At 50.8% G+C, this 26,113-nt stretch carries 21 protein-coding genes, 1 tRNA gene and 1 pseudogene; 9 read left to right on the top strand and 14 right to left on the bottom strand.

The window, feature by feature from the left end:
* The coding region (locus IE064_RS03940) for a glutaredoxin family protein (RefSeq protein WP_189616610.1) at positions 1-266 on the top strand (266 nt) is incomplete at its 5' end.
* Between the two features lie 81 nt (positions 267-347).
* On the opposite strand, the gene IE064_RS03945 is transcribed toward IE064_RS03940, so the two are convergent.
* From IE064_RS03945 to IE064_RS03960, 4 genes are all read right to left on the bottom strand, one after another.
* Entirely contained in the window at positions 348-845 is a 498-nt protein-coding gene (locus IE064_RS03945; protein ID WP_229799850.1) for a GNAT family N-acetyltransferase, read from the bottom strand.
* Between the two features lie 131 nt (positions 846-976).
* Positions 977-2,401, bottom strand: a complete 1,425-nt coding sequence (locus tag IE064_RS03950; protein WP_189616612.1) for a DEAD/DEAH box helicase — start codon at positions 2,399-2,401, stop codon at positions 977-979.
* 402 nt (positions 2,402-2,803) lie between these two features.
* Positions 2,804-4,447, bottom strand: coding sequence for a chaperonin GroEL (gene groL, locus IE064_RS03955; RefSeq protein ID WP_189616614.1), 1,644 nt, complete (start codon positions 4,445-4,447; stop codon positions 2,804-2,806).
* A gap of 55 nt (positions 4,448-4,502) precedes the next feature.
* Positions 4,503-4,793, bottom strand: a complete 291-nt coding sequence (locus tag IE064_RS03960; protein WP_133039343.1) for a co-chaperone GroES — start codon at positions 4,791-4,793, stop codon at positions 4,503-4,505.
* A gap of 268 nt (positions 4,794-5,061) precedes the next feature.
* Here IE064_RS03960 and IE064_RS03965 point away from each other — a divergent pair, with 268 nt between their 5' ends.
* Positions 5,062-6,444 carry an MATE family efflux transporter gene (locus tag IE064_RS03965; RefSeq protein ID WP_189616617.1) on the top strand — a complete coding sequence of 461 codons (1,383 nt, stop codon included), beginning with the start codon at positions 5,062-5,064 and terminating at the stop codon, positions 6,442-6,444.
* 60 nt (positions 6,445-6,504) lie between these two features.
* On the opposite strand, the gene IE064_RS03970 is transcribed toward IE064_RS03965, so the two are convergent.
* Positions 6,505-7,023, bottom strand: a complete 519-nt coding sequence (locus IE064_RS03970) for an FxsA family protein (protein WP_189616619.1) — start codon at positions 7,021-7,023, stop codon at positions 6,505-6,507.
* A gap of 189 nt (positions 7,024-7,212) precedes the next feature.
* Here IE064_RS03970 and cutA point away from each other — a divergent pair, with 189 nt between their 5' ends.
* The 6 genes from cutA to IE064_RS04000 all read left to right on the top strand — a co-directional run bounded on the left by cutA (position 7,213) and on the right by IE064_RS04000 (position 13,850).
* On the top strand, positions 7,213-7,545 hold the full coding sequence (cutA, locus tag IE064_RS03975) for a divalent-cation tolerance protein CutA (protein ID WP_283166104.1): 333 nt from the start codon (positions 7,213-7,215) through the stop codon (positions 7,543-7,545).
* Complete coding sequence (locus IE064_RS03980) at positions 7,542-9,359, top strand: protein-disulfide reductase DsbD (protein WP_189616621.1); 1,818 nt, start codon at positions 7,542-7,544, stop codon at positions 9,357-9,359. The genes cutA and IE064_RS03980 overlap by 4 nt, the downstream gene beginning before the upstream one ends.
* A gap of 119 nt (positions 9,360-9,478) precedes the next feature.
* The gene (locus IE064_RS03985; protein WP_189616623.1) at positions 9,479-11,089 is read left to right on the top strand and encodes a cation:proton antiporter domain-containing protein; all 1,611 of its coding nucleotides are present in this window, start codon (positions 9,479-9,481) and stop codon (positions 11,087-11,089) included.
* Between the two features lie 132 nt (positions 11,090-11,221).
* On the top strand, positions 11,222-12,376 hold the full coding sequence (galK, locus tag IE064_RS03990; protein WP_189616625.1) for a galactokinase: 1,155 nt from the start codon (positions 11,222-11,224) through the stop codon (positions 12,374-12,376).
* 26 nt (positions 12,377-12,402) lie between these two features.
* Positions 12,403-13,452: an aldose epimerase family protein gene (locus IE064_RS03995; RefSeq protein WP_189616627.1), complete on the top strand. Its 1,050-nt coding sequence runs from the start codon at positions 12,403-12,405 to the stop codon at positions 13,450-13,452.
* 2 nt (positions 13,453-13,454) lie between these two features.
* The gene (locus IE064_RS04000) at positions 13,455-13,850 is read left to right on the top strand and encodes a DUF2391 family protein (protein ID WP_189616629.1); all 396 of its coding nucleotides are present in this window, start codon (positions 13,455-13,457) and stop codon (positions 13,848-13,850) included.
* A gap of 10 nt (positions 13,851-13,860) precedes the next feature.
* Here the strand turns inward: IE064_RS04000 and IE064_RS04005 are convergent, their stop codons facing one another.
* From IE064_RS04005 to fdhD, 3 genes are all read right to left on the bottom strand, one after another.
* On the bottom strand, positions 13,861-14,292 hold the full coding sequence (locus IE064_RS04005; protein ID WP_133039351.1) for a hypothetical protein: 432 nt from the start codon (positions 14,290-14,292) through the stop codon (positions 13,861-13,863).
* A gap of 328 nt (positions 14,293-14,620) precedes the next feature.
* A complete protein-coding gene (locus tag IE064_RS04010; RefSeq protein WP_189616631.1) occupies positions 14,621-15,604 on the bottom strand; it encodes an NAD(P)H-quinone oxidoreductase in 984 nt (327 codons plus the stop codon).
* Between the two features lie 323 nt (positions 15,605-15,927).
* The gene (gene fdhD / locus IE064_RS04015) at positions 15,928-16,758 is read right to left on the bottom strand and encodes a formate dehydrogenase accessory sulfurtransferase FdhD (RefSeq protein WP_189616633.1); all 831 of its coding nucleotides are present in this window, start codon (positions 16,756-16,758) and stop codon (positions 15,928-15,930) included.
* Between the two features lie 139 nt (positions 16,759-16,897).
* Between fdhD and IE064_RS04020 the strand changes: the two genes are divergently transcribed.
* Positions 16,898-16,992, top strand: a tRNA-Sec gene (locus tag IE064_RS04020).
* A gap of 69 nt (positions 16,993-17,061) precedes the next feature.
* Here IE064_RS04020 and selB read toward each other — a convergent pair.
* From selB to fdnG, 6 genes and pseudogenes are all read right to left on the bottom strand, one after another.
* Positions 17,062-18,870: pseudogene (gene selB, locus IE064_RS18280) on the bottom strand (selenocysteine-specific translation elongation factor); the annotation flags it as partial.
* Positions 18,867-20,288: an L-seryl-tRNA(Sec) selenium transferase gene (gene selA / locus IE064_RS04030; protein ID WP_189616635.1), complete on the bottom strand. Its 1,422-nt coding sequence runs from the start codon at positions 20,286-20,288 to the stop codon at positions 18,867-18,869. The pseudogene selB and the gene selA, both read right to left, overlap by 4 nt.
* A 66-nt stretch (positions 20,289-20,354) precedes the next feature.
* Positions 20,355-21,257 carry a formate dehydrogenase accessory protein FdhE gene (fdhE, locus tag IE064_RS04035; RefSeq protein ID WP_189616637.1) on the bottom strand — a complete coding sequence of 301 codons (903 nt, stop codon included), beginning with the start codon at positions 21,255-21,257 and terminating at the stop codon, positions 20,355-20,357.
* 2 nt (positions 21,258-21,259) lie between these two features.
* Positions 21,260-21,889 carry a formate dehydrogenase subunit gamma gene (locus IE064_RS04040; RefSeq protein ID WP_189616639.1) on the bottom strand — a complete coding sequence of 210 codons (630 nt, stop codon included), beginning with the start codon at positions 21,887-21,889 and terminating at the stop codon, positions 21,260-21,262.
* Positions 21,886-22,791: a formate dehydrogenase subunit beta gene (fdxH, locus tag IE064_RS04045; RefSeq protein WP_133039358.1), complete on the bottom strand. Its 906-nt coding sequence runs from the start codon at positions 22,789-22,791 to the stop codon at positions 21,886-21,888. The genes IE064_RS04040 and fdxH overlap by 4 nt, the downstream gene beginning before the upstream one ends.
* Before the next feature lie 2 nt (positions 22,792-22,793).
* The gene (gene fdnG, locus IE064_RS04050) at positions 22,794-25,811 is read right to left on the bottom strand and encodes a formate dehydrogenase-N subunit alpha (RefSeq protein ID WP_189616641.1); all 3,018 of its coding nucleotides are present in this window, start codon (positions 25,809-25,811) and stop codon (positions 22,794-22,796) included.
* Between the last annotated feature and the right edge of the window lie 302 nt (positions 25,812-26,113).

Below are 26,113 nucleotides of genomic sequence, written 5' to 3' on the forward strand. Positions count from 1 at the left end.
TTGATGCCGATTGTAAAGGACTGACGCTTTATCAGTTCAACACCTGTCCATTTTGTATCAAGGTGAAAAAAGAGGTGCATCGGTTGGCATTGCCAATCACCATGGCGAATATTCAGAAAGACAGCAACGCTAAGCAAAAATTGCAACAGGAAGGTGGTAAGTCACAAGTGCCCTGTTTGCATATCGTGGACCATGATGGCAATGAACAATGGTTGTATGAATCGGCCGAGATCAATCGCTACCTGCAACAAAGATTTGCCGCTTAAGCAATGCAGTTAACGCTACACAACGCGTGAGTGCGCGCAGGCTTAAACCTTCGCGCACTTTTTTGACGATGCCTAGCAGAGTCAGACTGATGAATCCGCCCACTTCTGAAAGGCTAAACGCTCACTCCCATCACGTACATAAATGATGCCGCAATACTGGTAGCCGTTTTTTTCCAATACGCGCCGCATCGGTAGGTTATTTCTATGAGTATCGATGCGCATATTGCCGCACTGCGCCATACACCAATCCAGACAAAAACCGGCAATACCGCGCTTATCACTGTGTACTGCCAGCCGATGCAACACACCATAAGGGGCTTCGTTCAGCCATTTTCCCGCGTCGATACGTCTGTAGGTAGGTTCTGGCTCTACCGCAAAATAGAAAGTGGCAATAATCTCGTCTTCATCAACACAAAGATAATATTTACCCTGGTCGATGCCAGCAGCAATCAATTCGCGCTGCGGATACCCCTCTGCCCACTGCCCGCCATTCCCATTAGCTGCCATAAAGGCTTTTGCCTGCTCATAGAGTCGCATTATTTGTTCTAAATCAGCTAAGGTGGCTTGGGTAATATTCAATGGCAGTTCTCTACATCAGCGCTTGACGATGGTAGGCAGATTAACATTAACAAGGCTGACACTGCCACCCAGCAACAGTGGCCGCCGATACAACCGCAGCACCACGCCTAATAACGGCTAAACACAATGCGCTACTTCTTGGCGGTGCTGTGCAACCAAGGGTTGTTAGTGGCGCTATTAGCATCAGGAGTAGCACCTTGGCTTTTAGCGTCAACCATACCGCCACCTGCAATTTTGCTGGCTGGCCGAGGTTTAGCGCTACGATGCTTTTTCGCTTTTTCCGTGGCAAAGGCGCGCTGTGTGGTTGCAGAAGACGAGTGACTACCCGCTTCTAGCAGTGTTTTGGGTTTAGTCGCTCGGGCTTGGGCCGCCTTAGATTGCGCTGCTTTAGGCACAAAATTAAGGATAGAAACCGGTACCGCTTTTTTGGGGGCAAACCCGTCAATTTCCTTGCGTACGATTAACTGATTTAAGCGCCTTTCAATAGCACAGAGATTTCTAAAATCATCTTTAGACACAAAAGAGATGGCTTCGCCACTGGCACCAGCACGGCCAGTCCGGCCAATACGGTGAATATAGTCATCGGCTTCATCTGGCAGATCGTAGTTAACTACTCGTGGCAAGGCATCGATGTCAATGCCACGTGACGCCACCCCAGTGGCCACTAAAAAGCGCACTTTGCCAGATTTAAAATCCTTCAGTAACTGCTCACGTACCGCTTGGCTGCGGCCACTGTGAAATGCCTCAGCGGCAATACCGCGTTTCTCCAACTGACTCACCAGCTTGGCGGCGCCTTGCTTAGTCTGAATAAAGATCAGCGCCTGCTGCCAAGCTTCGCTGTTAATCAAGTGGCTCAGTAATGCCGACTTTTTATCTTTGTCTACTGTCACCAGCCACTGTTCAATCTGCGGCGCATTACTGCGGTTATGGGCAATATCGATCTCTACCGGATCCGGCACTACCGTTTTGGCCAACACCCGCACCTGTTTAGATAAGGTAGCGGAAAATAACAGATTTTGTCGCTGTTCTGGCAAACGTTCGATAATCTTGTTGATGTCGTCAATAAAGCCCATGTCTAACATGCGGTCGGCTTCATCCAGCACCAACAGCGACAGCTCATCAAAATGCAGCGCCCGTTGGGTATACATATCCAATAGCCTCCCCGGCGTGGCGACCAGAATATCCACACCAGCGATCAGCTGCTGCTTTTGCGGCACGTCGCTGACACCGCCATACACGGCCAGGGAGTTAAGCGGTAGATGTTTAGCATAACGAGTGATGTTTGTTTGCACCTGCAATGCCAGTTCCCGCGTGGGCGTCAGAATTAACGCTCGCATCCTCTTGGGTCTTACGGGCCCTTTATCTTGTAGTAATTGCAATATCGGCAGTACAAAGCTGGCGGTTTTTCCCGTGCCCGTTTGCGCCCCAGCCAGCAGATTTTTACCTTGCAGGATCACCGGAATCGCTTTGGCCTGAATTGGTGTAGGTTGGCTATAAGCTAATTCAGAAATGGCGCGTAATATCGGATCGCTTAATCCAAGGTTTGCAAATGACATGGTGGGTCTCAGGTAAATAAATCACAGATGTGGGCTACCGTTCTTTAGCAACGGCGCGGGCTAGCTAACAAAACTGCTGGAAATTCCGCCTTCTCGCGGTTAGCGGCGCAAGTATAGTGTAATGCAGCGCGCAAGGGTAGCATCGTTGACATTAATACCATGGTAAAGCGCTACTCTATTTGTGCTTACCCAGCCACAAACGCACCCCGTTAGTATTACTCACACTTCACTCATACAGTTTCTACTCCACCTTCGTATAAATTTCTGGATCATCAATAAATTACTTAAGTCTCAAAAACAAAGCCCTCGAACTTTCGTTCAAGGGCTTTGTTTTTACGCTAGGATGAAAACCAAGGCAAGTAATGCCTTGGTTTATCATAGAGTTGTATGATGTAAACTAAATTACATCATGCCGCCCATGCCACCCATACCGCCCATGCCACCCATATCAGGAGCACCAGCTTCATCCTTTGGCAGCTCAGCTACCATGGCTTCAGTGGTGATCATCAGACCAGCAACAGAAGCGGCAAACTGCAGTGCGGAACGGGTTACTTTGGTTGGATCCAGAATACCCATTTCCAGCATGTCACCATAGGTATCGTTGCCAGCGTTATAACCGAAGTTACCGCTGCCATCTTTCACCTTGTTAGCCACTACAGAAGGTTCTTCACCCGCGTTGGCGGCGATCTGACGCAATGGCGCTTCCATGGCGCGCAGCGCGATAACCACACCGTGTTTCTGATCTTCGTTAGCCACTTCAACGTTGTGGATCTTAGACGCGGCGCGAACCAGCGCAACACCGCCACCGGCAACCACACCTTCTTCAACAGCGGCGCGAGTAGCGTGCAGAGCATCTTCCACGCGAGCTTTCTTCTCTTTCATTTCTACTTCGGTAGCCGCACCGACTTTGATCACTGCCACACCGCCGGCCAGTTTAGCCATACGTTCCTGCAGTTTTTCTTTGTCGTAGTCAGAAGTAGATTCTTCGATTTGCTGCTTGATCTGTACCACGCGGGCTTTGATCTGATCTTCAGCACCGTTACCATCGATGATGGTGGTGTTGTCTTTGGTCAGCACCACGCGCTTAGCAGTACCCAGATCTTCCAGAGTGGCTTTTTCCAGTTCCAGACCGATTTCTTCTGCGATAACAGTACCGCCAGTCAGCACGGCAATATCCTGCAGCATGGCTTTACGACGGTCGCCGAAACCTGGAGCTTTCACTGCTGCCACTTTCACGATGCCGCGCATATTGTTCACAACCAAAGTTGCCAGGGCTTCACCTTCAACATCCTCAGCCACAATCAGCAGTGGTTTGCCTGATTTCGCCAAGCCTTCCAGTACTGGCAGCAGTTCACGGATGTTGGAGATTTTCTTGTCAACCAGCAGGATGTATGGGCTATCCAGTTCTACGCTGCCAGTTTCTGGTTTATTGATAAAGTAAGGAGACAGGTAACCACGGTCGAACTGCATACCTTCTACCACATCCAGTTCGTTTTCCAGTGCCTGACCTTCTTCAACGGTGATCACGCCTTCTTTGCCGACTTTTTCCATCGCAGTGGCGATGATTTGACCGATAGATTCGTCAGAGTTAGCAGAGATGGTACCTACCTGAGCGATAGATTTAGAATCTGAACATGCCTGAGACAGAGATTTCAGTTCTTCAACTGCGGCGATAACGGCTTTGTCGATACCACGTTTCAGGTCCATTGGGTTCATGCCTGCAGCTACAGCTTTCAGGCCTTCGTTAACAATGGCCTGCGCCAATACAGTCGCTGTGGTAGTACCGTCACCGGCGGCATCATTGGCTTTGGAAGCAACTTCCTTCACCATCTGCGCGCCCATGTTTTCGAACTTGTCTTCCAGTTCAATCTCTTTGGCCACTGACACACCGTCTTTGGTGATCAGCGGAGCACCAAAGCTCTTGTCCAGCACTACGTTACGGCCTTTAGGACCCAGAGTGACTTTAACTGCGTTAGCCAGAACGTTTACACCCGCCAGCATTTTTACGCGGGCATCATTGCCAAATTTTACTTCTTTAGCTGCCATGTTGATTATCCTTTGATTCTTTGGTGAATTGGAATGACGTAATGGGGAGTGTGGTTTATTCCACAATGGCCATCAGATCAGATTCAGACAGGATCAGTACTTCTTCGCCGTCGATCTTCTCTTTCTTGACGCCATAACCTTCGTTGAAGATCACGACATCACCAACTTTCACATCCAATGGCCGCACTTCGCCATTTTCCAGGATCCGGCCATTGCCTACTGCCAGCACTTCGCCGCGAGTAGACTTTTCGGCCGCGCTGCCGGTCAGCACAATGCCACCAGCGGAAGTGGATTCCACTTCGAGACGTTTAACGATTACGCGGTCATGTAATGGACGAATATTCATTTATGGATTCTCCTAATGACGTTTTGCCCAACATATTCAGGCGAGTTTACAGGTTGATAAAATACAGCAGCGTTTAATCACTGCCGCCAGATGTAGCTCTATATGGGGCTAATTTTCAGAGTTCCAAGTGTCTACCGAAAAATTTTTTGAAATTTTTTCGGAGTACATCAGTGTTTGTGCAATCAAGTTTTGTCGCTTGCTTGCTTCCTGTTAGAATCGCGGCGCAACAGCAAATCCAATTTCTTCGCTCATGGAGTAGTAGTAAACGATGAGAGACAGACACGGGCTGCTGAGTCAGCCAATCGGTCGTGTGCTGCTCAACATGAGTCTGCCCAACATGCTGGGTATTTTAACCGTGCTCGGTTTTAACCTAGTCGATACCTTTTTCATCAGTCGCCTTGGTACTGAAGCGTTGGCCGCAATCAGTTTTACCTTTCCGGTCACCTTGATTATCTCCAGCATCGCCATTGGTATTGGTGCTGGCGTATCGACCAATCTTGGCCGTCTGATTGGTGGTGGTCGTGCCCCCCAAGCCAAAGTGTTCCTGCACGACGCACTGTTGCTGACGTTTATAGTGATTAGTGGCTTGGCAACCCTAGGTAGCCTGTTTAACGACTGGTTATTCACGCTGATGGGGGCCGCCGCCGACATTTTGCCATTGATCCATCAATATATGCAGATCTGGTATATCGGCATACCGTTGCTAGTGCTACAAATGGTGGGCAACCAGGGACTGAAAGCCACCGGCGATACTCGCCTTCCGGCGCAAATACTGGCACTAGCGGCGGTGATTAATCTCATCCTCGACCCATTGCTGATTTTTGGTATTGGGCCATTCCCGCGATTGGAGTTACAAGGCGCTGCAATTGCCACTGTGGTGTCCTGGGTGGTGGCGCTGTGTTTTTCCGGTTATTTGTTGGTATTGAAGCGGCAATTGCTGGTGGCAGCACCCATCTGTTGGCAGCGCTGGTGGGCCAACTGGACACAGCTGGCTCATATCGCCCAACCAGCCGCCGTAATGAATCTGATGAATCCGTTGGCAAATGCGCTGATCATGGCAATGTTAGCGCGTATTGATCATGCGGCTGTGGCGGCATTCGGCGCTGGAACCCGGCTGGAATCGGTACTGCTGATAGCATCGATGGCATTGTCATCCAGCGTGGTGCCGGTTGTCGCGCAAAATCTCGGGGCCAGCCAAAAACAACGGGCACGAGATGCGGTGATGCTATCGCTGCGATTCGTATTGGTGTTTCAGACTGTACTGTACCTGCCATTAGCATTATGGGCACAACCATTGGCAGGATTGTTTTCGGACGATCCACAGGTGCTGGAATGGCTGACATTTTACATCCAGATATTGCCGCTAGCATACGGACCGCTGGGAATGGTGATCATTGTGGCTACCGCGCTTAATGCCTATCACCGGCCGATGGCCTCTCTAATGCTCAACCTGTGCAGGCTGTTTGTACTGATTTTGCCATTAGCAGCATTGGGGGCGTGGAGCGCAGGTGTTAAAGGGGTGCTGCTAGCATTACCAGTAAGTAACTTACTGATGGGACTGGTGAGTTACCTCATCGCTATGCGTATGAAAGAACCCGCCAATATACACCATCTCTGCCACTATCAGGACAGTGATTGGCACAGTAAATAAAGGCCAATTAGGCAAATCAAAAAGCTCGACAAGCAAATTGTGGGGGATGTTAAGCAAGCATCAGCGCCGTTTATCATCATCATTGGGCAACTGATGACTTTCAGGCCGTTTATCCGATGGGTCTGGCTTATGTTCATACTCGCCATCAATCACGCTGTCTTTATCCTGTCGAGGCGGTTCGCCAAACGGTGGTCGCCGATGTTTTGGTGCCATCACCACCCGCAGTTGCATGCGTTTATAGAGAAATTTGGCAATGACAGCGCGGCAGAATGGGGTGAGAAAAATGACCCCGACAAAATCGGTTACAAAACCAGGGATCACCAACAGTATGCCCGCAAGTGCTAACAGCATGCCTTCAACAATCTCTTGTCCGGGGGCTTCGCCCTGCGCCAGTTTACGTTGTACCGCCATCAGCGTATTCAAGCCCTGGCTTTTCACCAGTGAAATACCAACTACGGCGGTCAGGATCACTAAGGCAACAGTGTTGAATGTTCCAATAACATCACCAACCTGCATCAGCACCGACAGCTCCATCATCGGTAAAAATATCACTGCCACCAGCAAGATTAAAAAAGGCATGAAGATCTCATTTACTCACTACTTGAAAAAACTTTATGGGGTCGCAAGGGTCTGAATTCAAGACCTGCGTAGCTGCCAAAGCTCACTGTTTTAGCAACTGCTTAATGCAACGACAGGACAAACAACGTAAAGTAAGCGCTCGGATTGTCCTGCTATCACGGCCATCCGTTAATTAACAGAGTGACACAGATGAACAGTATAACGCCAGAATTCCTGTTAGTATTCTGCAGTTGCCCCGATCATGACACGGCATTAGATCTTGCCAGAACGCTGGTGGATGAAAAGCTGGTGGCCTGTGCGCAGGTTTCTGCGGCAATGACATCGGTATACCAGTGGCAGGGGCAAAACTGTGAAACGACGGAAGTCAGCCTGCAACTGAAATGTCTGGCGGCGGTTTACCCGCAACTGCAGCAACGAGTGCTGCAATTACATCCTTATGAAGTACCGGAGCTGCTTGCGGTGAATATCCAGCAGGGGCTACCGGCGTATCTGGACTGGATAAAAGACAACACAAGATTATGAAACGACTCATCACCCTGCTGTTTGCCTCATTAATGTTACTACCGCTAGCACATGCCAGTGGCCTGAGTGACAAATTCCCGTTTCTTAAAAGCGAGCCGGAACTGATGCCTGTAGACAAGGCATTCGCTTTTGATGCCGTACAGGACGGTCAAGTAGTCAAGGTCAGTTTTGTGATTGCCGACGGCTACTATATGTACCGTGACAAACTGCAGTTTGCGATTGAGGGCGGAGAGTTGGGTGATATCGCCAAGCCGCGCGGTGAAAGTCATCACGATGATTATTTTGGTAGTCAGGAAGTTTACCGCAGTTATGTGGAGATCCCCGTTGCCATCAAGCAAGCAGGGACAGAAGCCACGCTTAAAGTCACTTACATGGGCTGCGCTGAAGGCAAATTGTGTTTTCCGCCAACCACCAGCGCATTGGTGCTAAAACCAGTAGCCGAAAACGCGGGTAAACTTGCGGCGGCGACTGCGGAGAGTAGCAATAACGCCGCAACCGCAACCACTGTTGACGCAAGCGCCAAACAACCGCTGACCGAGCAGGATTCACTGCTCAATAAGCTGCTCCACAGTGACAGCAAACTGCTGACATTGCTGACCTTCTTTGTACTGGGTATTGGGTTGGCACTCACACCCTGTGTGTTCCCTATGTATCCCATCCTGTCCGGTATCATTGTCGGACAAGGGCAAAAAGTGTCGACTGCACGCGCCTTTACGCTATCAATGACCTATGTGCAAGGTATGGCACTCACCTATTCGATTCTCGGATTGGTAGTCGCTTCCGCGGGGATGAAATATCAGGCCGCCTTACAGAGTCCACCAGTGCTCATTGCCATTTCGCTGCTGTTTGTGCTGCTGAGTTTGTCGATGTTCGGCGTCTATGAACTACAGTTGCCATCCTCGTGGCAACAAAAGATGAATACGCTTTCTAATAAACAGCAGGGCGGCAAGCTCACTGGCGTATTTATGATGGGGGTACTTTCTGGATTGGTGGCCTCGCCTTGCACCACGGCGCCGCTGTCAGCAGTACTGGTTTACGTGGCCCAAAGTGGTGATCTGCTGCAAGGCTTTATCACGCTCTATATTCTCAGTATGGGCATGGGGCTGCCGTTGCTGCTGATTGGCACCACGGGCGGCAAACTGCTCCCCCGAGCTGGCGCTTGGATGGAGATCATCAAACATATCTTCGGCTTCTTACTGATCATGGTGGCGATCATCATGCTGGGTCGGATTTGGCCAGGTCTGGTGTCAGATTTGCTATGGGCGGTGTGGGGCATTTGCCTAGCGGGTTACTTGATCCATGAAAATAAAACCACCGCTTTTACCTGGAAGCAAACCGTACGCGGCGTGCTATTGCAACTGCTGCTGATTGGCAGTTTTGCCTACGGAGTACAGTCGGTGATGTTGTCGCTGGGTTATGGCTACGGCAACGCCGAGGTCAAGGCTGGAACCACAGAGTTCAAGCACATCAGTACCTTAGCCGAATTTAAAACAGAGATTGCCAAGGCGCAGACTGAAGGCAAGCCCGTGATGCTGGATCTCTATGCCGATTGGTGTGTGGCCTGTAAAGAATTTGCCAATATCACCTTTAAAGACGCCGCCGTACAGCAGCGGATGTCACAAATGGTGCTGCTGACCGCCGATGTTACTGCCATGAATAAGCAGGACGAAGAACTGCTGAATGCTTACAACGTCCTCGGACTGCCAACCCTGTTGTTTGTCGGTGCAGATGGGCAACTACGCGACGATTTACGCGTCACGGGCTTTATGGCACCAAGTGAATTTGCACCACATTTGGATCATTTGCTCAACTAAGCCGAACATTTTACCAAAAAGGCGGCGTCTGCTACGAGCAACTCCGCCTTTTTATTTATGGTATTGAATGCCTTATAGTAGAGAGCAGGAACTCTACTTGCTTACGGTATCGCGTTACCATGGAACCCGCCATTCTTGTTATCACCCTTGCCTGTGGCCTGCTGGTCAGCCGGATCAATCTACCGCCCTTAATCGGTTATCTCGCCGCTGGTTTTGTGCTTTACATCATGGGGATACAGAGCGACAGCCTGCCATTATTAAATGCCCTTGCCAGCCTTGGGGTGACACTGCTGCTGTTTGCTATTGGCCTAAAACTGGATATTCGCAGCCTGTTTAAGGCGGAAGTTTGGGCTGGCTCGGGCTTACATCTGTTACTGTCAATCCTGCTGTTTGTGCCATTACTGAAAATTCTGGGCGTAATTGGTCTGAGTCAGATCACCAGTCTTGGGGTAGAACAATTAACATTGCTGGCATTCGCCCTGAGCTTTTCCAGTACCGTTTTTGCGGTAAAAGTGCTCGAAGATAAAGGCGATATGCAGACACTGTATGGTCGGGTCGCCATTGGTATTCTGATCATGCAGGATATCTTTGCAGTACTGTTTCTGACGATTTCCAAAGGGAATTTCCCGTCACCTTGGGCACTGGCATTATTGTTACTGCCGCTAGTCAAGCCACTGATTTACCGCGCCTTTGATCGAGTGGGCCACGGTGAACTCCTGGTGCTGTTCGGGCTGGTCATGGCACTGGTTGTCGGTGCCTGGTTATTTGAATCTGTTGGGTTAAAACCGGATCTCGGTGCGCTGGTGATCGGTATTCTGCTGGCGGGACATGCAAAAGCCTCCGAGCTAGCCAAGTCACTGTTTTATTTTAAAGAACTTTTTTTGGTCGCATTTTTCCTCACCATAGGTCTCAATGGCTTACCTAGCGCTAGCGACATTCTGTTGGCGTTGTTGCTGGCGCTGTTTATCCCTTTAAAAATTCTGGTGTTTATCTGGCTGTTGACCCGCTTCAAACTGCGCTCGCGCACTGCCATGCTCAGTGCTTTTAATCTAGGAAATTTCAGCGAATTTGGTCTCATCGTCGCGGCAGTGGCTGCGGCCAAAGGCTGGTTGCCGGCACACTGGCTGGTGATTATTGCCGTGGCGCTGAGTATCAGCTTTTTACTAGCGGCACCACTTAATGCGCTGGTGGGCAAAGTGTATCAGCGCTTTCAGAAAAAATTGGTACGACTGGAGCGCAAGCCATTACACCCCGAGGATCGGCCAATCCCCATTGGTAATCCGCGCTTTCTGATCCTTGGTATGGGCCGTATCGGCAGTGGCGCTTATGATGAACTGAAAAACCGCTTTGGCGGTGAGATCCTCGGCATTGAACACAAGCAGGAACTGGTGGACTTTCATCGGCAGCACGGTCGCAATGTGGTCAAAGGCGATGCCGCCGATACCGACTTTTGGGAAAAACTCGACCGCGCCCCTAACCTGGAACTGGTGCTGCTGGCAATGCCTTATCACGCCGGTAATCTGTTTGCAGTGCAGCAACTGAAGAAACTAGATTATCAAGGCAAGATCAGCGCTATTATCCAATACGGTGAAGATGCTCAGTCGCTTAAAGAACTTGGCGTGCACAGTGTCTACAACCTGTATGAAGCTGCTGGTGCCGGTTTTGTCGATCATGTGGCCACCGAACTATTACCGCTGGTCACCAGCGCCGATGATGCGCCTGCGGCCTGACCAGCGTTGAACCGCGATGCTCGCCGCAAATCCTGCTAACGTTAGCCACAACAGTCGTGATATAACAGCAGGATAAATAAGTCTGTGCCAGACTTTGATAATTAAGTTGTTTTTTGTGGAATGACCCGGAAAATGTCGAACCCTGCACCCAGTGCGACCAAACTGTTTGTAAAGACATTTGGTACTAAACCCGATGCACTTTTCAGTGCCCCGGGTCGCGTCAATATTATTGGCGAGCACACCGATTATAACGATGGCTTTGTGTTACCTGCCGCCATCAACTTCCATACGGTCATTGCGGTGAAAGTCCGCAATGATGACCAATTTCGTGCCATTGCCGATGCTTTTCCTGACATCCGCCAATGGCGCTACGGTGCCGAAGGCCCGATGGTGGATGGCGACGGCTGGATCAATTATCTGAAAGGCTTTAGTGCTGCGGTGGCCCTGAGTGGTCTCCCCGCCAAAGGGTTGGATCTAGCGGTGGTGGGTAATGTGCCTGCGGGCACCGGGTTGGCCTCATCGGCCTCACTGGAAATCGCTTTTGGTACCGCCATTAACGATACCAGCCAATTGCATCTGTCACCGCTAGCGGTAGCACAACTGGCCCAGCGCGGTGAAAACCATTATGTAGGCCATGCCTGTGGCATTATGGATCAGATCACCTGCGCCATGGCAGAAGAAGACTGCGCGTTGTTGATTGACTGTATGGATCTGGAATGCCAGCCAGTGCCCATCCCTGACAGCCTTAGCCTGCTGATCATCAACTCTGGTTTGCCTTCAGTACAACACAGTGAAGACTTTAATGAACGGCGCCAACAATGTGAACAAGTGGCAGCCCATTTCGGGCTGGATACCCTGCGGCATCTGACTCTGGCGCAACTGCAACAGCAACAGGCGCAGCTGGATCCCATCGCTTATCGCCGCGCTCACCATGTTATCACCGAAAATAACCGTACTCAGAAGGCCGTCCGGGCGCTGACCAAAGGCGATATTGAGCGGATTTCGCAATTGATGACAGAATCTCATGACTCCATGCGTGATGACTTTGCCATTGTGCCGGAAGCGATTGATACGCTAGTACAGATCATTCGCCGCCAGTTGGGTAGTCATGGTGGGGTACGCATGACGGGTAAAGGCTTTGGCGGCTGTGTTGTTGCACTGGTAGAACATGAATTTACCGACAAAGTCATTGCCGCCGTTGAACAGGAATATCACCACAGTACCGGTCTAGAAGCACAGATTTACCTGTGCAGTCCAACGGCTGGAGCTGCGAGAATAGGCAAGTAATTCATGACAAACACAGGCATTAACGAATGAATCAAGGACAGAGTGCTACCGTAAGATTCAGTGTACTGGAACCCTGGAAAGATCCGCGAGGCGGCGAGATCGAACGCATTCGCCTCGATAACGGGATTCTGGCATTGGAGGTGCTCAGTCTTGGCGGCATCATTCGTTCACTGTGGAGCCCTGATCGCGAGGGTAACCGAGCCAATATCGTGCTCGGGACCGATGCGGCCGCCGCTTATCTAGCGCAAACAGCCCACTTGGGCGCGGTAGCTGGTCGCTATAGTAACCGCATTGCTAACAGTCGCATCAACTGGCAGAACCACAGTTACCAACTGGACAATAATTTTCATGGGCATTGTCTACACGGGGGGCATGAAGGTTTCAGCCGTAAGTTGTGGCACATGGGCACCCTGCCCGATGGTCTGCGCCTGACACTCAATAGTCCGAACGGTGATATGGGCTTTCCCGGTAACTGTCAGGTGCAGCTGGACTATCGTTTGGCGGGCAACAACCTCTATGTAGAATTCGTGGCGGCCACCGATGCCCCTTGTCCAATCAGCCTAACCCAACACAGCTATTTTAACCTAGATGGCAGTGCCGATATCCGCCAGCAGCAGGTGCAGTTAACCGCCGATAAAGTGCTGCTGCCTGACGAGCTAGGTATACCACATGGCACCATGATGGTGGCAAATTCGGCGTTTGATTTGCGCCGTCCTGTCAGTCTTGGTGAACGCCTGCAGCATCCAGAACTAGCAGCGACCAAAGGTTATGATCATTGCTACATTGTCGATAATCCACAAGGCACTTTGCAGCAGGTAGCAACAGTACATAGTGCACTTTCTGGACGCCAACTGACACTGCACACCAACCAGCCTGGCGTGCAGTTCTACACGGCAAATTTCCTCGGTGGAACCACTGGGCGCCGCGGCAGCATATTGCAGGATCATCAAGGCTGGTGCCTAGAGCCGCAAATGCTGCCGGATTCTCCCAACCAACCGTTGCTACCGGGAAATCCCTGGGTGTTGCCAGGGCAGACTTACCATCATATCAGTCGCTACGAATTCACCGCCAGTTGACCATGAATTTCTATTTTAACAGCGAAGATTTAGGACAAATCAGTATCGGTGCATTTGCGTTGTCGGTTCCAATTGCCTTTTCACAGGAGGCCTGGGATCTTGCTGCTTCGCTGCCCATGGGGAATCTGTTGCTAGTGGTAGGATTAAGCTTGGGATTTATTGCGCTGTATGCCTACCAGAGTGTGTTTCAGGCACGGATCCGCAGCCGAATACTGGTATTTTTACTGCGAATTATACTGGCATACACATTGACATTAGTGGTCGTCAGTATCGTGCTGTTGGCATTGGATAAATGGCCACTGTTGACGGAACCCTATCTGGCATTGAAGCGGACATTACTGATTGCCATGCCCGCTTCAATGGGCGCCATCATAGTCGACAGTTTCGACAAGGAATAATTACTGCAGATTACTCTTCGTAATCTTCATCTTCCCAACTGTCATCACTATCGTCTTCAAAATCATCACCAATGATCTCGTCGCCGCTGTCTGCGTCATCATCGAGCTGCGGTACCGGCTTGGCTTTACGTACCGGGGCAGTGTCTTTGATGTTTGCCAAGCTGATCCGGGCAGAATGTTTCTGCATAAATTCAGCACGGGCAGATTTCCAGGCCCCCCCGAACTCACTTTCAGCAGCTTTTAACTGCTCATCACTCAGTTCGTGCAGGTTAGGCTTTACTAGGTCTTCTACATACTCAACGATAGCTTTGCGCTGTGCATTGTACAGGTAGATACGGCCAGCAGAGGCCTCGGGTAACTGATTGTCATGGATGACGATAGCGTTTCCTCGTGCGGTTCTCAGCTCGCCATACCAAACTTGTTTTTTAGCCGTGTTATACATATATGCCAATACCCTTAAATCAACACATATACCAAATTAATAAACCAGAGATGCGCACTTGAACCGATGTTTCCGTCCGCCGCAGTGCACCGGTAATCGCCGGAGCTCAGCCAGAGCGTATTCTTACAGAATCTTTTACAGAATCAATGGCAAAAAGGTGATTTTTCGAGCAAAAATGCCGTTTTTCTCACCCTATTTTTTCTGCCATCTGGCGTCAGATGGGAATTTAGCCTAAAAAGCCGCTAACGCAAACGAATTTGTGCGAGAAAAATCTTTTAATTGCTGTAAGCAACAAATTTTCAGCTGTTAACGACACAACAACGGCATCTCATCCTTCTAATGTCAGCACCACTTTACCCATATGCGCCCCTGACTCCAGCAACTGATGAGCTTCGGCGGCCTGCGCCAAAGGAAATACCTTATGAATCGTCGGTTTTAACTGTCCCCGTTCCAGCATCGGCCAGACCTGATGGCGCAGTTGTGCTGCAATCTCAGCTTTGGCTGATACAGATTGTGGTCGCAATGTCGAACCGGTCCAGATAATGCGCTTAGACATCAGCAATGCTACATCCACTTCCGCCATCCGCCCGTCACGGGTAGCAATGGATATCATGCGTCCGTCATATGCCAGTGCTCGCAGATTGGCAGTAATATTTTTACCCGCGGCGACATCCAGCACGAGGTCAACACCACGCCCATCAGTAAACGCTAACACGGGGTCTACGAATACACCGTCATGGTAATCAAACGCCGCATCGGCACCAAGAGCAAGACAATAATCGCGTTTTTCATCGGTGCCACTGGTAGCAATCACCCGGCAACCAAACGCCTTTGCCAGCATAATGGCAGTCGACCCAATGCCACCAGAACCCCCATGCAACAACACGCTTTCACCACGTTTAAGCGCACCGCGCATAAAAAGATTGCCCCACACGGTGAAAAAGGTTTCGGGTAACGCCGCGGCCTCTAGCATGCTCCAGCCCTGCGGCAACGGTAGACAATGGCCGGCCCAGGTCAGCACATATTCACTGTAACCACCGCCCGGCACTAACGCGCACACTTGCTCACCAACTTGCCAACGAGTTTCACCTTGGGCGACTGCAGCAATCTCACCGGCAACTTCCAGCCCCAGAATTGGTGACGCTTCTGGCGGTGGCGGATAGCTGCCCTGACGCTGAAACAGATCTGGGCCATTAACACCCGCTGCGGCGACTTTGATCAACACCTGTCCTGTCGTAGGCTGTGGTACGGGCGCATCGGCAACATACAATACGGAGGGCTCACCTGGATTATCAAACTGTACCTGTCGCATCTCATATCCTTAATAGTGCTATTAGCATTGATGCCTCCTACTTTAGCCTTTAGCCGCGGATGCGCCAACACGTCAGTCATTGCCGCAAAAAAAAGCACCGCCTAGGCGGTGCCAAATCGTGCTCTACCAATAATCAGCCATTAACGCTGGTTCAGATAACCGATAGTCGGGCCGTTCTGCTCAATCTGCCAATATGGAAACGCTCCAGATAGTCTTGTTTAAATTGTTGCCAAGTCATGAATAGACTCCAAAAAAGTACAATGTTCCCAAGGCAGCAGCTGTTAAGCCACTGCCCGCACGGTTTCTCACACAGAGAATGCTGGTTAGATGGTCGTTACCGGCGCGAGCCTGTTCTGCAGCCGGAAACTGTGGCTGTAAACGTTGGCACGGCCATTACGGCAAAAACCGACGAGGGTGATATTGCTCTTTTCTGCCAATTCCGCGGCCAGTGCAGTGACGGCCGACATGGCGAACAGGATTTGAATACCGGCACTAGCGGCCTTTTGTACCATTTCAAAACTTGCGCGGCTGGTTAACAGTACCGCCACGGGCTTTTCTGCATTACGACGGGAAAATGCACCAATAAGTTTATCTAGGGCAATGTGTCTGCCAATGTCCTCGTATATATAAATAACTTCTCCTTTACTATTTAAACCTAAGGCCGCATGTGTCGCCCCAGTTAATTCAAAATTACTCTGTTTCATTTTTGCTGTAGCCAAAACAGAGGACAAAAACTCCATATTAAAAACTGCATCTGAATCAACAGTTTTTATAGGTTTCACCGCATCATCAAGCTGTGCAACACCACATAAACCACAACCAGTTCGTCCAGCCATACTGCGACGATGTTCTTTCAAATCCACAAAACAGCGTTGGGTAATTTCAATATGAATGATAATGCCGTTTTCGACACGTTCAACGTCAATTCCTTTGATTTCGTTGATATTTGATACGATTCTTTCTGATAAGGTAAAGCCGATAGCGAACTCTTCCAAATCCTGTGGGCTGGCCAGCATGACGGTATGTGAAATACCATTATAGACCAGTGCTACTCGCACTTCGTTGGCTAATTTATCAGTTAATTCCGAACATTTATCTCGTTCAAAGAGGGTGATATTTTTTTCAACTACAACATCTGCGCAATTATCGTACATAAGCACCCCATGAACTACTGTATAATTAAAAACAAGTGTGCCAAAAATAAATTATTATCCTGATCACAAATGATATTGGAAAATAAAACTTTCGTTGAATAATGTTCAATCATTACTTACTATCTCTGTGTCCTTCAGAGGAAGAACGTCGTCTCCGGTGAGGCGTCCGGATTTCAAATCCGGGTGGGGCTGCCAGCAGTCCCGGGTAGGTTCGACTCCTATGTTCTTCCGCCACTCTCCTCGATCCCGAAACAATTCCCCATCACGGATATCACGACTGTTGGAACGGTACTTACGACGCGTGAAGCCACTGCGGTCAAAGAATTCCAACAATTGAATTGCCACTTTGCGCCCCAGCCCGACCAGTTCTTTAAACTCGGCGGTTTCCAGAGCGTCATGGTAACGAAAATGTTCGCGGATGGAATCGGCGATCTCACACAATCGAAAATTAAGCATGTAGCGGTCTTTGACAATGGCGCAAATGTAGCCCTGCTGTACCAACTGGATACAAAAAGGACGAATACTGTCGGCGTCAACAGCAAGTGCATCTGCCATGTCGGTCACCCACACTGGACCAGACTGCGACAACAGCCACGGCAGTAACTGTTGCCAGAAAGCTTGCGCTTCGGCAGAGAGCTGCTGTTTGTGCTGGGGTAAATGCAGCATGGTGCCGCGATTCAGCAAGCGCCCCTCTTGGATCAGCTGCTCGACCAACGCTTTGGCCACTGCATCAGGGAGCGTACAGTGGCACATCCGTAATAGGCGACTCAGTCCAACGCCCAGTTGATCCGGCGCTTGCTGATGGTATTCTGCCAACACGTTGATAAAGCGTTCACTTTCCTGTTTAAGCAACGCCGGAGCCACCAGCCATTGTGCGATTTTTTGCAGATTCGCCTGCGCCAACAACTGCTGTAATCCTGACTCATTCAATTGCCAACGCCAGATGACTTCATCGACAGGCAGTGCTGCGGTTGTCGCCAGCTGTTGCAGCGCGGTCACCACATCAGCAGCTTGTGCCAAGGCCCACAAAGATTCCAGCCGTTGTGGTGTACGTTTGCGGCGGTTCGGTACGCTGAGCGCCAACACTCGCCCTGCGCCTATCGTTTGCTTGCCCCCTGCATGACGCAGGATAATTCTATCGTTCTGACACAGCAGCAATGGTTGCTCCAGCACGAGCTCTGCCAACTGCCGACCTTGGGGATCTGGCTCCCCCAATAACGACAGGTGCGCCTGCGTATGGTCCGCACCATGATGACAATGCACACTCTGCCAATGTCCCAAAGGCTCCTGCGCATCAATTACCACCACAGGCCGTTCACTGGGGGCAGGAATTTCGATACTGCTGAGCCAGTCGCCCCGCTGTGGCAGTCGATGGCTATCAGTACCCACCAGGTTTAACGCTACGCGGTTGCCCGCAGCGGCGGCTTGAGTTTCCTGTCCTTGCGCATGGATTGCCCGCACGCGCAGGGCACCTTTTTGCGCGGAACTGTAAAGCGTGTCCCCAACACTGACACTGCCACTGATAAGCGTTCCGGTCACCACACAACCGGCACCTTTCACGGTGAAAGCCCGGTCGAGTGCCATACGGAATAACTGTCGGTCATCCGCTGCGTCGGCTGACAAGGTATAGATATGCTGGCGCAGTCCATCAATCCCATCGCCCGTCAGCGCCGAAACAGGAAAAACACCGGCAGCCTCCAGTCCATGGGATTGCAGTAACAGTAAAACATCGTTAAGCACCTGTGCCTGACGCTGAGGGTCCACCAGATCGATTTTGGTCAGTACCAACGTCAGGCTCTGCAACGGTAACAGTGCCAGAATTTCCAGATGTTCACGGGTTTGGGGCATCACTCCGTCATCACAAGCGATAACCAGCAACGCATGGCGAGCATGGCTGACGCCTACCAGCATGTTATTAATAAATTTTTCATGCCCCGGCACATCGATAAAAGCCAAGCGACTGCCATCGGGCATCGGCAGGAAAGCATAACCGAGGTCGATAGTCATGCCACGGCGTTGCTCTTCCGGTAGTCGGTCCGTATTCATGCCCGTCAGCGCTTGAATAACCGATGTCTTGCCATGATCCACATGACCTGCAGTTACTATGATCATAAGGCGGCCCCGAGAGTTTGCAGGTCGGTCAATAGTTCATCGAAATCGTCGGCACCACGCAGATCCAACAGTAATTGGTCGTTGGCGATACGGCCAATCACCGGACGGGTTGCCGTTTTGAAATGCCGTTCCAACGCCAGAATAGAACCGCCGTTTGTGGCACTGAAGGCCAGAGCAACTGACGATAGAAAAGTGTCTGGCTGCGAACCGCTGCCCACTTGTGTGTGGCACGCAATACTTTGTAATTGGTAAGCGGGGGCATAGACGGCGGCTAGCGCGGTAATAAACCGTTGTGCCTGAGACTGCAGTTCCCCCTCGGTACGAGCAAACTTAGCCATGATAGGCAACTGCTGATCCAGCGTTTCTGGATTGAGGTAATGGCGCAACGTGGCTTCCAACGCCGCCAGAATAAGTTTGTCACAGCGCAACGCCCGCTTCAGTGGATGGCGCTGTAACTGATTGATCAGCAACTGCTTGCCAACGATCAGTCCCGACTGTGGCCCCCCCAACAGCTTGTCGCCAGAAAAACTCACCAAATCCACACCATCGGCCAGCATCGCCTGCGGTGTCGGTTCCTGTTTCAGGCCAAAGCGACGCATATCCGTAAGCGCACCACTGCCGAGATCAGACAGCAGCGGCAAACCGCGCTCATGCGCCAATTTCGCTAGTGAGGCTTCATCCACCGCCGCCGTAAAGCCACTGATATGATAGTTGCTGGTGTGTACCTTCATAATCGCGCCAGTGTTTTCGGTAATGGCCGCTTCATAATCGCGCAGATGCGTACGGTTAGTCGTGCCCACCTCCACCAGCGTACAGCCAGCCTGGCGCATAATGTCAGGAATACGGAATGCGCCGCCAATCTCCACCAGCTCACCGCGGGAAACAATCACTTCCTTGCCCGTGGCAACTGCCGAGAGCATCAATAACACCGCAGCGGCATTGTTGTTGACGACACAGCAGGCATCGGCACCCGTCAGATAGTGAATAAGTTCGCTGACGGTATTGTCACGATGACCGCGCTTACCCGCTTCCAGTTCAAATTCCAACGGTGTTGGATAGCGCATCACCGAAGCCACGGCGGCAATTGCGGCCTCAGACTGCTGCGACCGGCCAAGGTTGGTATGCAGTATGGTGCCGGTCAAGTTCCAAACCGGCTGTAAACTATGGCGATGACTCGCCTGCAATTGATCAGCCAAATACTCGAAAATCTCCGCATCGATACTCAGCCACTCCGGTAATTGCTGACTAGCAGCAATCTGCGCACGGGCTGCCGCGAGCATCTGGTTCAGTGCCTGTTTGAATGCAGTTTTACCATAACGCTGCAGCAACGGTTGCAACGAAGCCATAGCCAATAACCCATCCATGGATGGCAATGCACGATAGAGCTTTTCATGAGTATCAAATACTTGGGTCATCATCTGTCACAAATAGCAAACAATAAAGGGAGGGCCTACAGCCCTCCCAGGTGTTTAGGGCTGCCGTGCCTACGATTCATGCGCCAGCAGTAGTGGGTTCAGTGTGGTAGCACTGTAACCCTTATCACTCAGTTGACTGTCCAGTCCCAGCGAAGCCAGATCGTCTGCTACCACTTCCATACGCGGATCTTTGGCAACAAACAGCATCTTGGTATAACCGTGGCAATGATCGCAGGTTTCAATGCGAATGTTTGCCTGGTGGTCATCAAAAGCCCACAACGACAACTGTTTGGCGTCATCACAGTTAGTACACTGTGCGCGCACATAATGCCACTGTGTTTCGCATAAACTGCAATGCAGATAACGCAATCCTTCCCTTGGCTCCTCACGGATCACACTCGCCACCGGATGACTACCACAAACCGGACACAGTGCGGTCTGCTTAACCGCCGCGATATCCATCCGTGAAATCACCATAGGTGCCCAGTGCGCCCAATAAGCTGACAAGGCCGCCCACAGGAACAAGCTGTACTGAGCAGGAACATCGCTAAGATGCCCTTGCCGCAAGCTATTACCATAGGCCGCTTGTTGTTCAGGTGTCAGCGCCATCAATTCACGAATAACCCCGGCAACCGCTGCTGGGACTAATGGCAACATATCACTTAACAGTGATTGCAGTTGCACCAGCCAGTAGTGATTGTCGGCGGTATATTGCAGTGACAATGGCATGGGTTGCGTCATATCCAGCTCAGGCGCGGGACCAAATTCCTGCGCCTCAGCCAGTTTCAGCTGAGTGGCCACCAGCGACCGGCACAGCTTGAGATAGTCTGCCAGCGGCGACCCTTCGGCTAGTGTTTCCAGCCGTTCGGCCCGGTGACGATAAATATCCTGTGGCTTGGCCGCCAACAGCGGCTTGAGTGCCAGGGGCGATTTATCACCCAGACTCAACGGGATTTCACTGGCAAATGTCATCTCTACTTCTCCTCTTCTTTAAAATCGTCCAGCATCGCCGGATGATGTTTACGTGCCCAGGCTTTAGAAACCTTGCCGTACAACATGCCGGTAATGGAACCTTCGATCCAGGTCGCCATCCAGAAGTGCACCACGATGGCAATCAGCATCAAAATGGCGCAGGCCGCATGGATTAGCGTTGCCCAGTTAACAGTGGAGGCCTCAAACATAGGTGCAAAGTACGGTTGCCACATGATCACGCCGGTCACGATAAAGGCGATCACAAAGATAACGAAAGCGCGGAACAACATCTTCTGTCCGGGGTTGTAATGTCCCACCGGCGGAATGTTTTCCTCTTTCTGCAACAGTACCCACACCACGGCTTTCATCCAAGGCCAGTCATACTTATCCCATTTGTTATGGTGGTAATAACGGATCAGCAGCAACCCCAGCAGCAAACACATCGCAATCCCAAAAAATGGGTGCAGCACTTTTGCTAACTGCGGAGTTCCCACAATCCCACCAAGCCACTGAAACGACGGGTAGAAGAAGGAAAAGCCGGTAAGAAAGGTCACTAGCCCAACCACAACAATGGTCCAGTGACATAACCGGTCAAACAGCTTATGACGCACAATCATCTCTTGCTTGCTCATTTGCTGTCCTCCTCTTTCTCGGCCGCAGCATCAATGTAGCCGGGTTGATCTTCTTCGACGATATTGCGGCCCACCGTGATACGGTGCATCAGGGCAAAGGCGGCGGTCGCGATAAGACCTGCAGTTCCTAATGGCTTGAGCCAATCCTGACGGATCTCAGTGGCCATTGGCACCTGAGGATCTTTCGGCATGTAGTAGCTTTCAGGATCATTGATGTCATGGAAGATCATCATCATCGCAGTGCCACCCACCCCTTCAGGGTTGTACAAACCGGCGTTTTTATAGCCGCGGGCCTTCAGCTCTTCAACCCGTTTTTCCGCATAGAACAGCATGTCTTCGCGGGTACCGTAGCGCAGCGCACCAGTGGTACAGGTCTTAACGCAAGAAGGTTCCAGCCCTACCGCCGTGCGGTCGGAACACAAGGTACATTTGTAGGCTTTGTTGTCCTTGGCGCTGATCTTAGGGATGTCGAACGGGCAAGCACTGGCACAATAACCACAGCCGATGCATTTGTCCGAATCAAAATCCACCGTACCATTGGCGCGCTGAATAATGGCGCCAGCGGTAGAGCAAGCTTTCAGACAGGCCGGATCGGCACAATGCATACACGCAGAGTGGGTAAACTGCCAACGTAACTTGCCAGCATCCTCAATCTCGTTGTACTTCATCAGGGTCCAACATTCGGGCGACAATGACGGTGGGTTCTGGTATGAGCCACTGAACTCACCGACTTCCTCACGCAGATCGTTCCATTCTGAACAAGCAACCTGGCAGGCTTTACAGCCATTACACTTAGTTGCATCGAACAGTTTGGCAACCTTCTTCACGCCACCAACACGTGCCTGTGAAGCTGGCGTAATGTCGGTGGTGCCAGAACGGCGAATGATATCTTGTTCAGCCATAATCAGATGCCCTCCGCCTTTTCTACGTTAACCAGGAACGCCTTGTACTCAGGTACACCGGTATTAGCGTCACCCATTTCGGTGGTCAACACGTTACAGGTGTAAGCCTTCTTGATCAGTGCGTTGTGGCTGCCATGACGCGGGATCCCCAAGGTATGCACTACCTGACCGTTTACTTGCAACGGCCGCAGACGTTTGGTCACCAGCGCTTTGGTGATGATATGCCCACGTTTGGAGCTGACCTTCACCCAGTCGCCATTCTTGATGCCTTTCTCGGCAGCCAACACTTCGTTCATTTCCACAAAGGTTTCCGGCATAGAAATCGCGGCCAGTCGGCAGTGAGTGGTCCAGAAGTTGAAGTGTTCGGTGAGCGAGTAAGTGGTACAGGCATACGGGAACTCATCTTTAGTCCCAAGAGTTTCCCTTACCCCTTCAAACCAGCGTAATACCGGACTGTGCACCACTTTAGGATGCAACGGGTTAGTACCAATGGGTGATTCTACCGGCTCATAATGTTCCGGGAACGGCCCTTCTTTAAGCAGCTTCAGGGCGAACAGACGACCCACACCTTCAGGCTGCATAATGAATGGACTGGCCGTTTCTTGCGGCGTCAGCTTCATGTTGAAGTCGCCCACGTCGATCCCGTGCCACTTACCGTCTTTCCATTCAACGATGGTACGTTCTGGATCCCATGGCTTACCGTTGATGTCACAAGACGCACGGTTATATAGCACGCGACGGTTCATCGGCCATGAGAAGGTCCATCCCGGCGTGATCCCTTTCCCTGACGGGTCATGGTTATCACGGCGAGCCATGTTGTTACCTTCTTCGGTCCAGGAACCGGCATACAGCCAGCAACCACAAGCGGTACTACCATCGGCTTTCAGTTCACCGAAACCGCTGACCTGGCGGCGGGTAGCTACGTCATAACCGTTCAGCTCTTTGGTGAGTTCTTCTGAACTCGGATTGTGCTCAATGGCATAATGCCAGTTAGCCGCAGCCACAGGTTCTGGCAGCACACCACCTTCGTCACGATAGAGTTTTTTCAGCTCCAACATAATACCTGACACAATCTCTGAGTCGGCCATCGCTTCACCAGGCGCATTAGCGCCCTTCCAGTGCCACTGCATCCAGCGACCGGAGTTAACGATAGAGCCTTCTTCTTCAGCAAAACAGGTCGTCGGTAAGCGGAACACTTCGGTTTGGATCTCAGCAGTGTTCACTTCGTTAAAGCCCGGCTCATTTTGCCAGAAAGTGGCCGTTTCAGAAGACAGGTTATCCAGCACCACCAGATATTTCAGCTGGCTGAGTGCTTTCAGTGTCTTATTGCGGTTTGGCATGGAGTTAATGGCGTTAACCCCTTGCACCAGCAGTCCATTCACCTGACCGCGATACATCATGTCGATGTGTTTGCCGAAGTCATACATCTGATCCCATTTTGGCAACCAGTCGTAGCCAAAATCGTTTTCAGCGGTGGCGGCATCGCCCCAGAATGATTTCAGCAGTGACACGAAGAACTTGGGATAGTTTTGCCAGTAGTTAGTCTGGCCGGGACGCAATGGTTTTGGCGTATGGGCAGTTAAATGCGCCTCAAGTGTTGGTTCTTTATCACTTGGCAGCTTCAGATAACCCGGCAGGCTTTGCGCCAGCAGTCCCATGTCAGTAGAACCCTGTACGTTAGCGTGACCACGCAGCGCGTTGACCCCACCACCCAGTTGACCAATGTTACCCAGCAACAGCTGCACCATCGCCATGGTACGGATGTTTTGTGCACCTTTACTGTGGTGGGTCCAGCCCAGCGCATACATAAAGGTAGCAACCCGGTTTTTGGTATGGGTACTGCCGATCATTTCGCAGACGGTCTGGTAGTCATCTATCGGCGTTCCGGTAACGTTACTTACCGTTTTGAAGTCATAACGTTCTACATGCTGTTTTAGCAGGTTCCAGACGCAACGAGGATGTTGCAGGGTGTCATCGACTTTCGCATAGCCCTGTTCATCCAATTCGTAATACCAGGATTCAGTATTGTAAGCGCCTTTTTCTTCATCAAAGCCGCTGAACAGACCATCATGGAAATCGAAGTCTTCGCGGATGATATAACTGGCGTTGGTATACGCTTTCACGTAGTCGTAGTTAACCTGCTTGGTATCGATCAGATAACGGATAACCCCCAGCAGGAACGCGATGTCCGTACCGGAACGAATGGGTGCATAGTGATCTGCCAATGCGGCACTACGGTTAAAACGGGGATCGACCACGATTAACTTGGCGTTATTGTGTTGCATTGCTTCAGTCACCCAGCCGAAACCGACAGGATGTGCTTCTGCAGCATTACCGCCCATAATCACGATCACATTGGAATTCTTGATATCGATCCAGTGGTTGGTCATGGCACCACGCCCAAATGTTGGAGCAAGACTTGCTACCGTTGGGGAGTGTCAGTTACGCGCAATAGTATCGATAGCGACCATGCCAAGAGCACGGGCGAACTTCTGGGTCGCAATACCACTTTCATTCGACATACCAGACGAGGTCATCATCCCGGTAGTCAGCCAACGGTTGACGGTGACGCCAGCCGCGTTTTTCTGCAGCAAATTAGCATCACGATCCTGTTTCATCAGACGGGCGATACGTTTGAACGCTTCATCCCAGCTGAGTCGCTGCCACTTGTTGCTACCTGGAGCACGATATTCTGGATATTGCAGGCGGTGTGGGCTGTTAACATAGTCCACCAGACCCGCACCTTTCGGGCACAATGCACCCCGACTTACAGGATGGTCTGAATCCCCTTCGATATGGAAAATCGCATGTTCTGAGTTTTTGCCGCCGCTGTTTTGACTGTACATCAACAGGCCACAACCCACTGAGCAATAAGGGCAATTATTGCGGGTTTCTTTGGCTCTGAGCAGCTTGAATTCTCGCACTGCGGCATAGGCCTTGTCGGACATCAACCCCAGCGCAGAAATCGCTGAAGTTGCCGCCCCGGCAGCACACAGTTTGAAAAACTGTCGTCTGTTCATAAGTAATCTCACACTTGTTTGTTATGAGTACGATTGGCAGTCCACAGACCGCCGGTTCGGACACTGGCAAATAACACCACTACCCGTGTTTCAATTATCCGCAAAAGGAAAATAGATAACAAATAACGACAAGTGACATTGATCACATATGATTTTTGAAAGGATATAATGCTTAAATTAAACATTTAAAGGAATATAATACAATTTAAATAGAATATTTTAGTGTTTAATTCTATTTTTTAACATATTTTCCATTGGTCATTTTGTCTTGGTCATATTGGTAAAGATGTCTCATATTGGAT

Origin of the sequence: Shewanella fodinae (assembly GCF_014651955.1) — a bacterium.
Taxonomy (GTDB): Bacteria; Pseudomonadota; Gammaproteobacteria; order Enterobacterales; family Shewanellaceae; genus Shewanella; species Shewanella fodinae.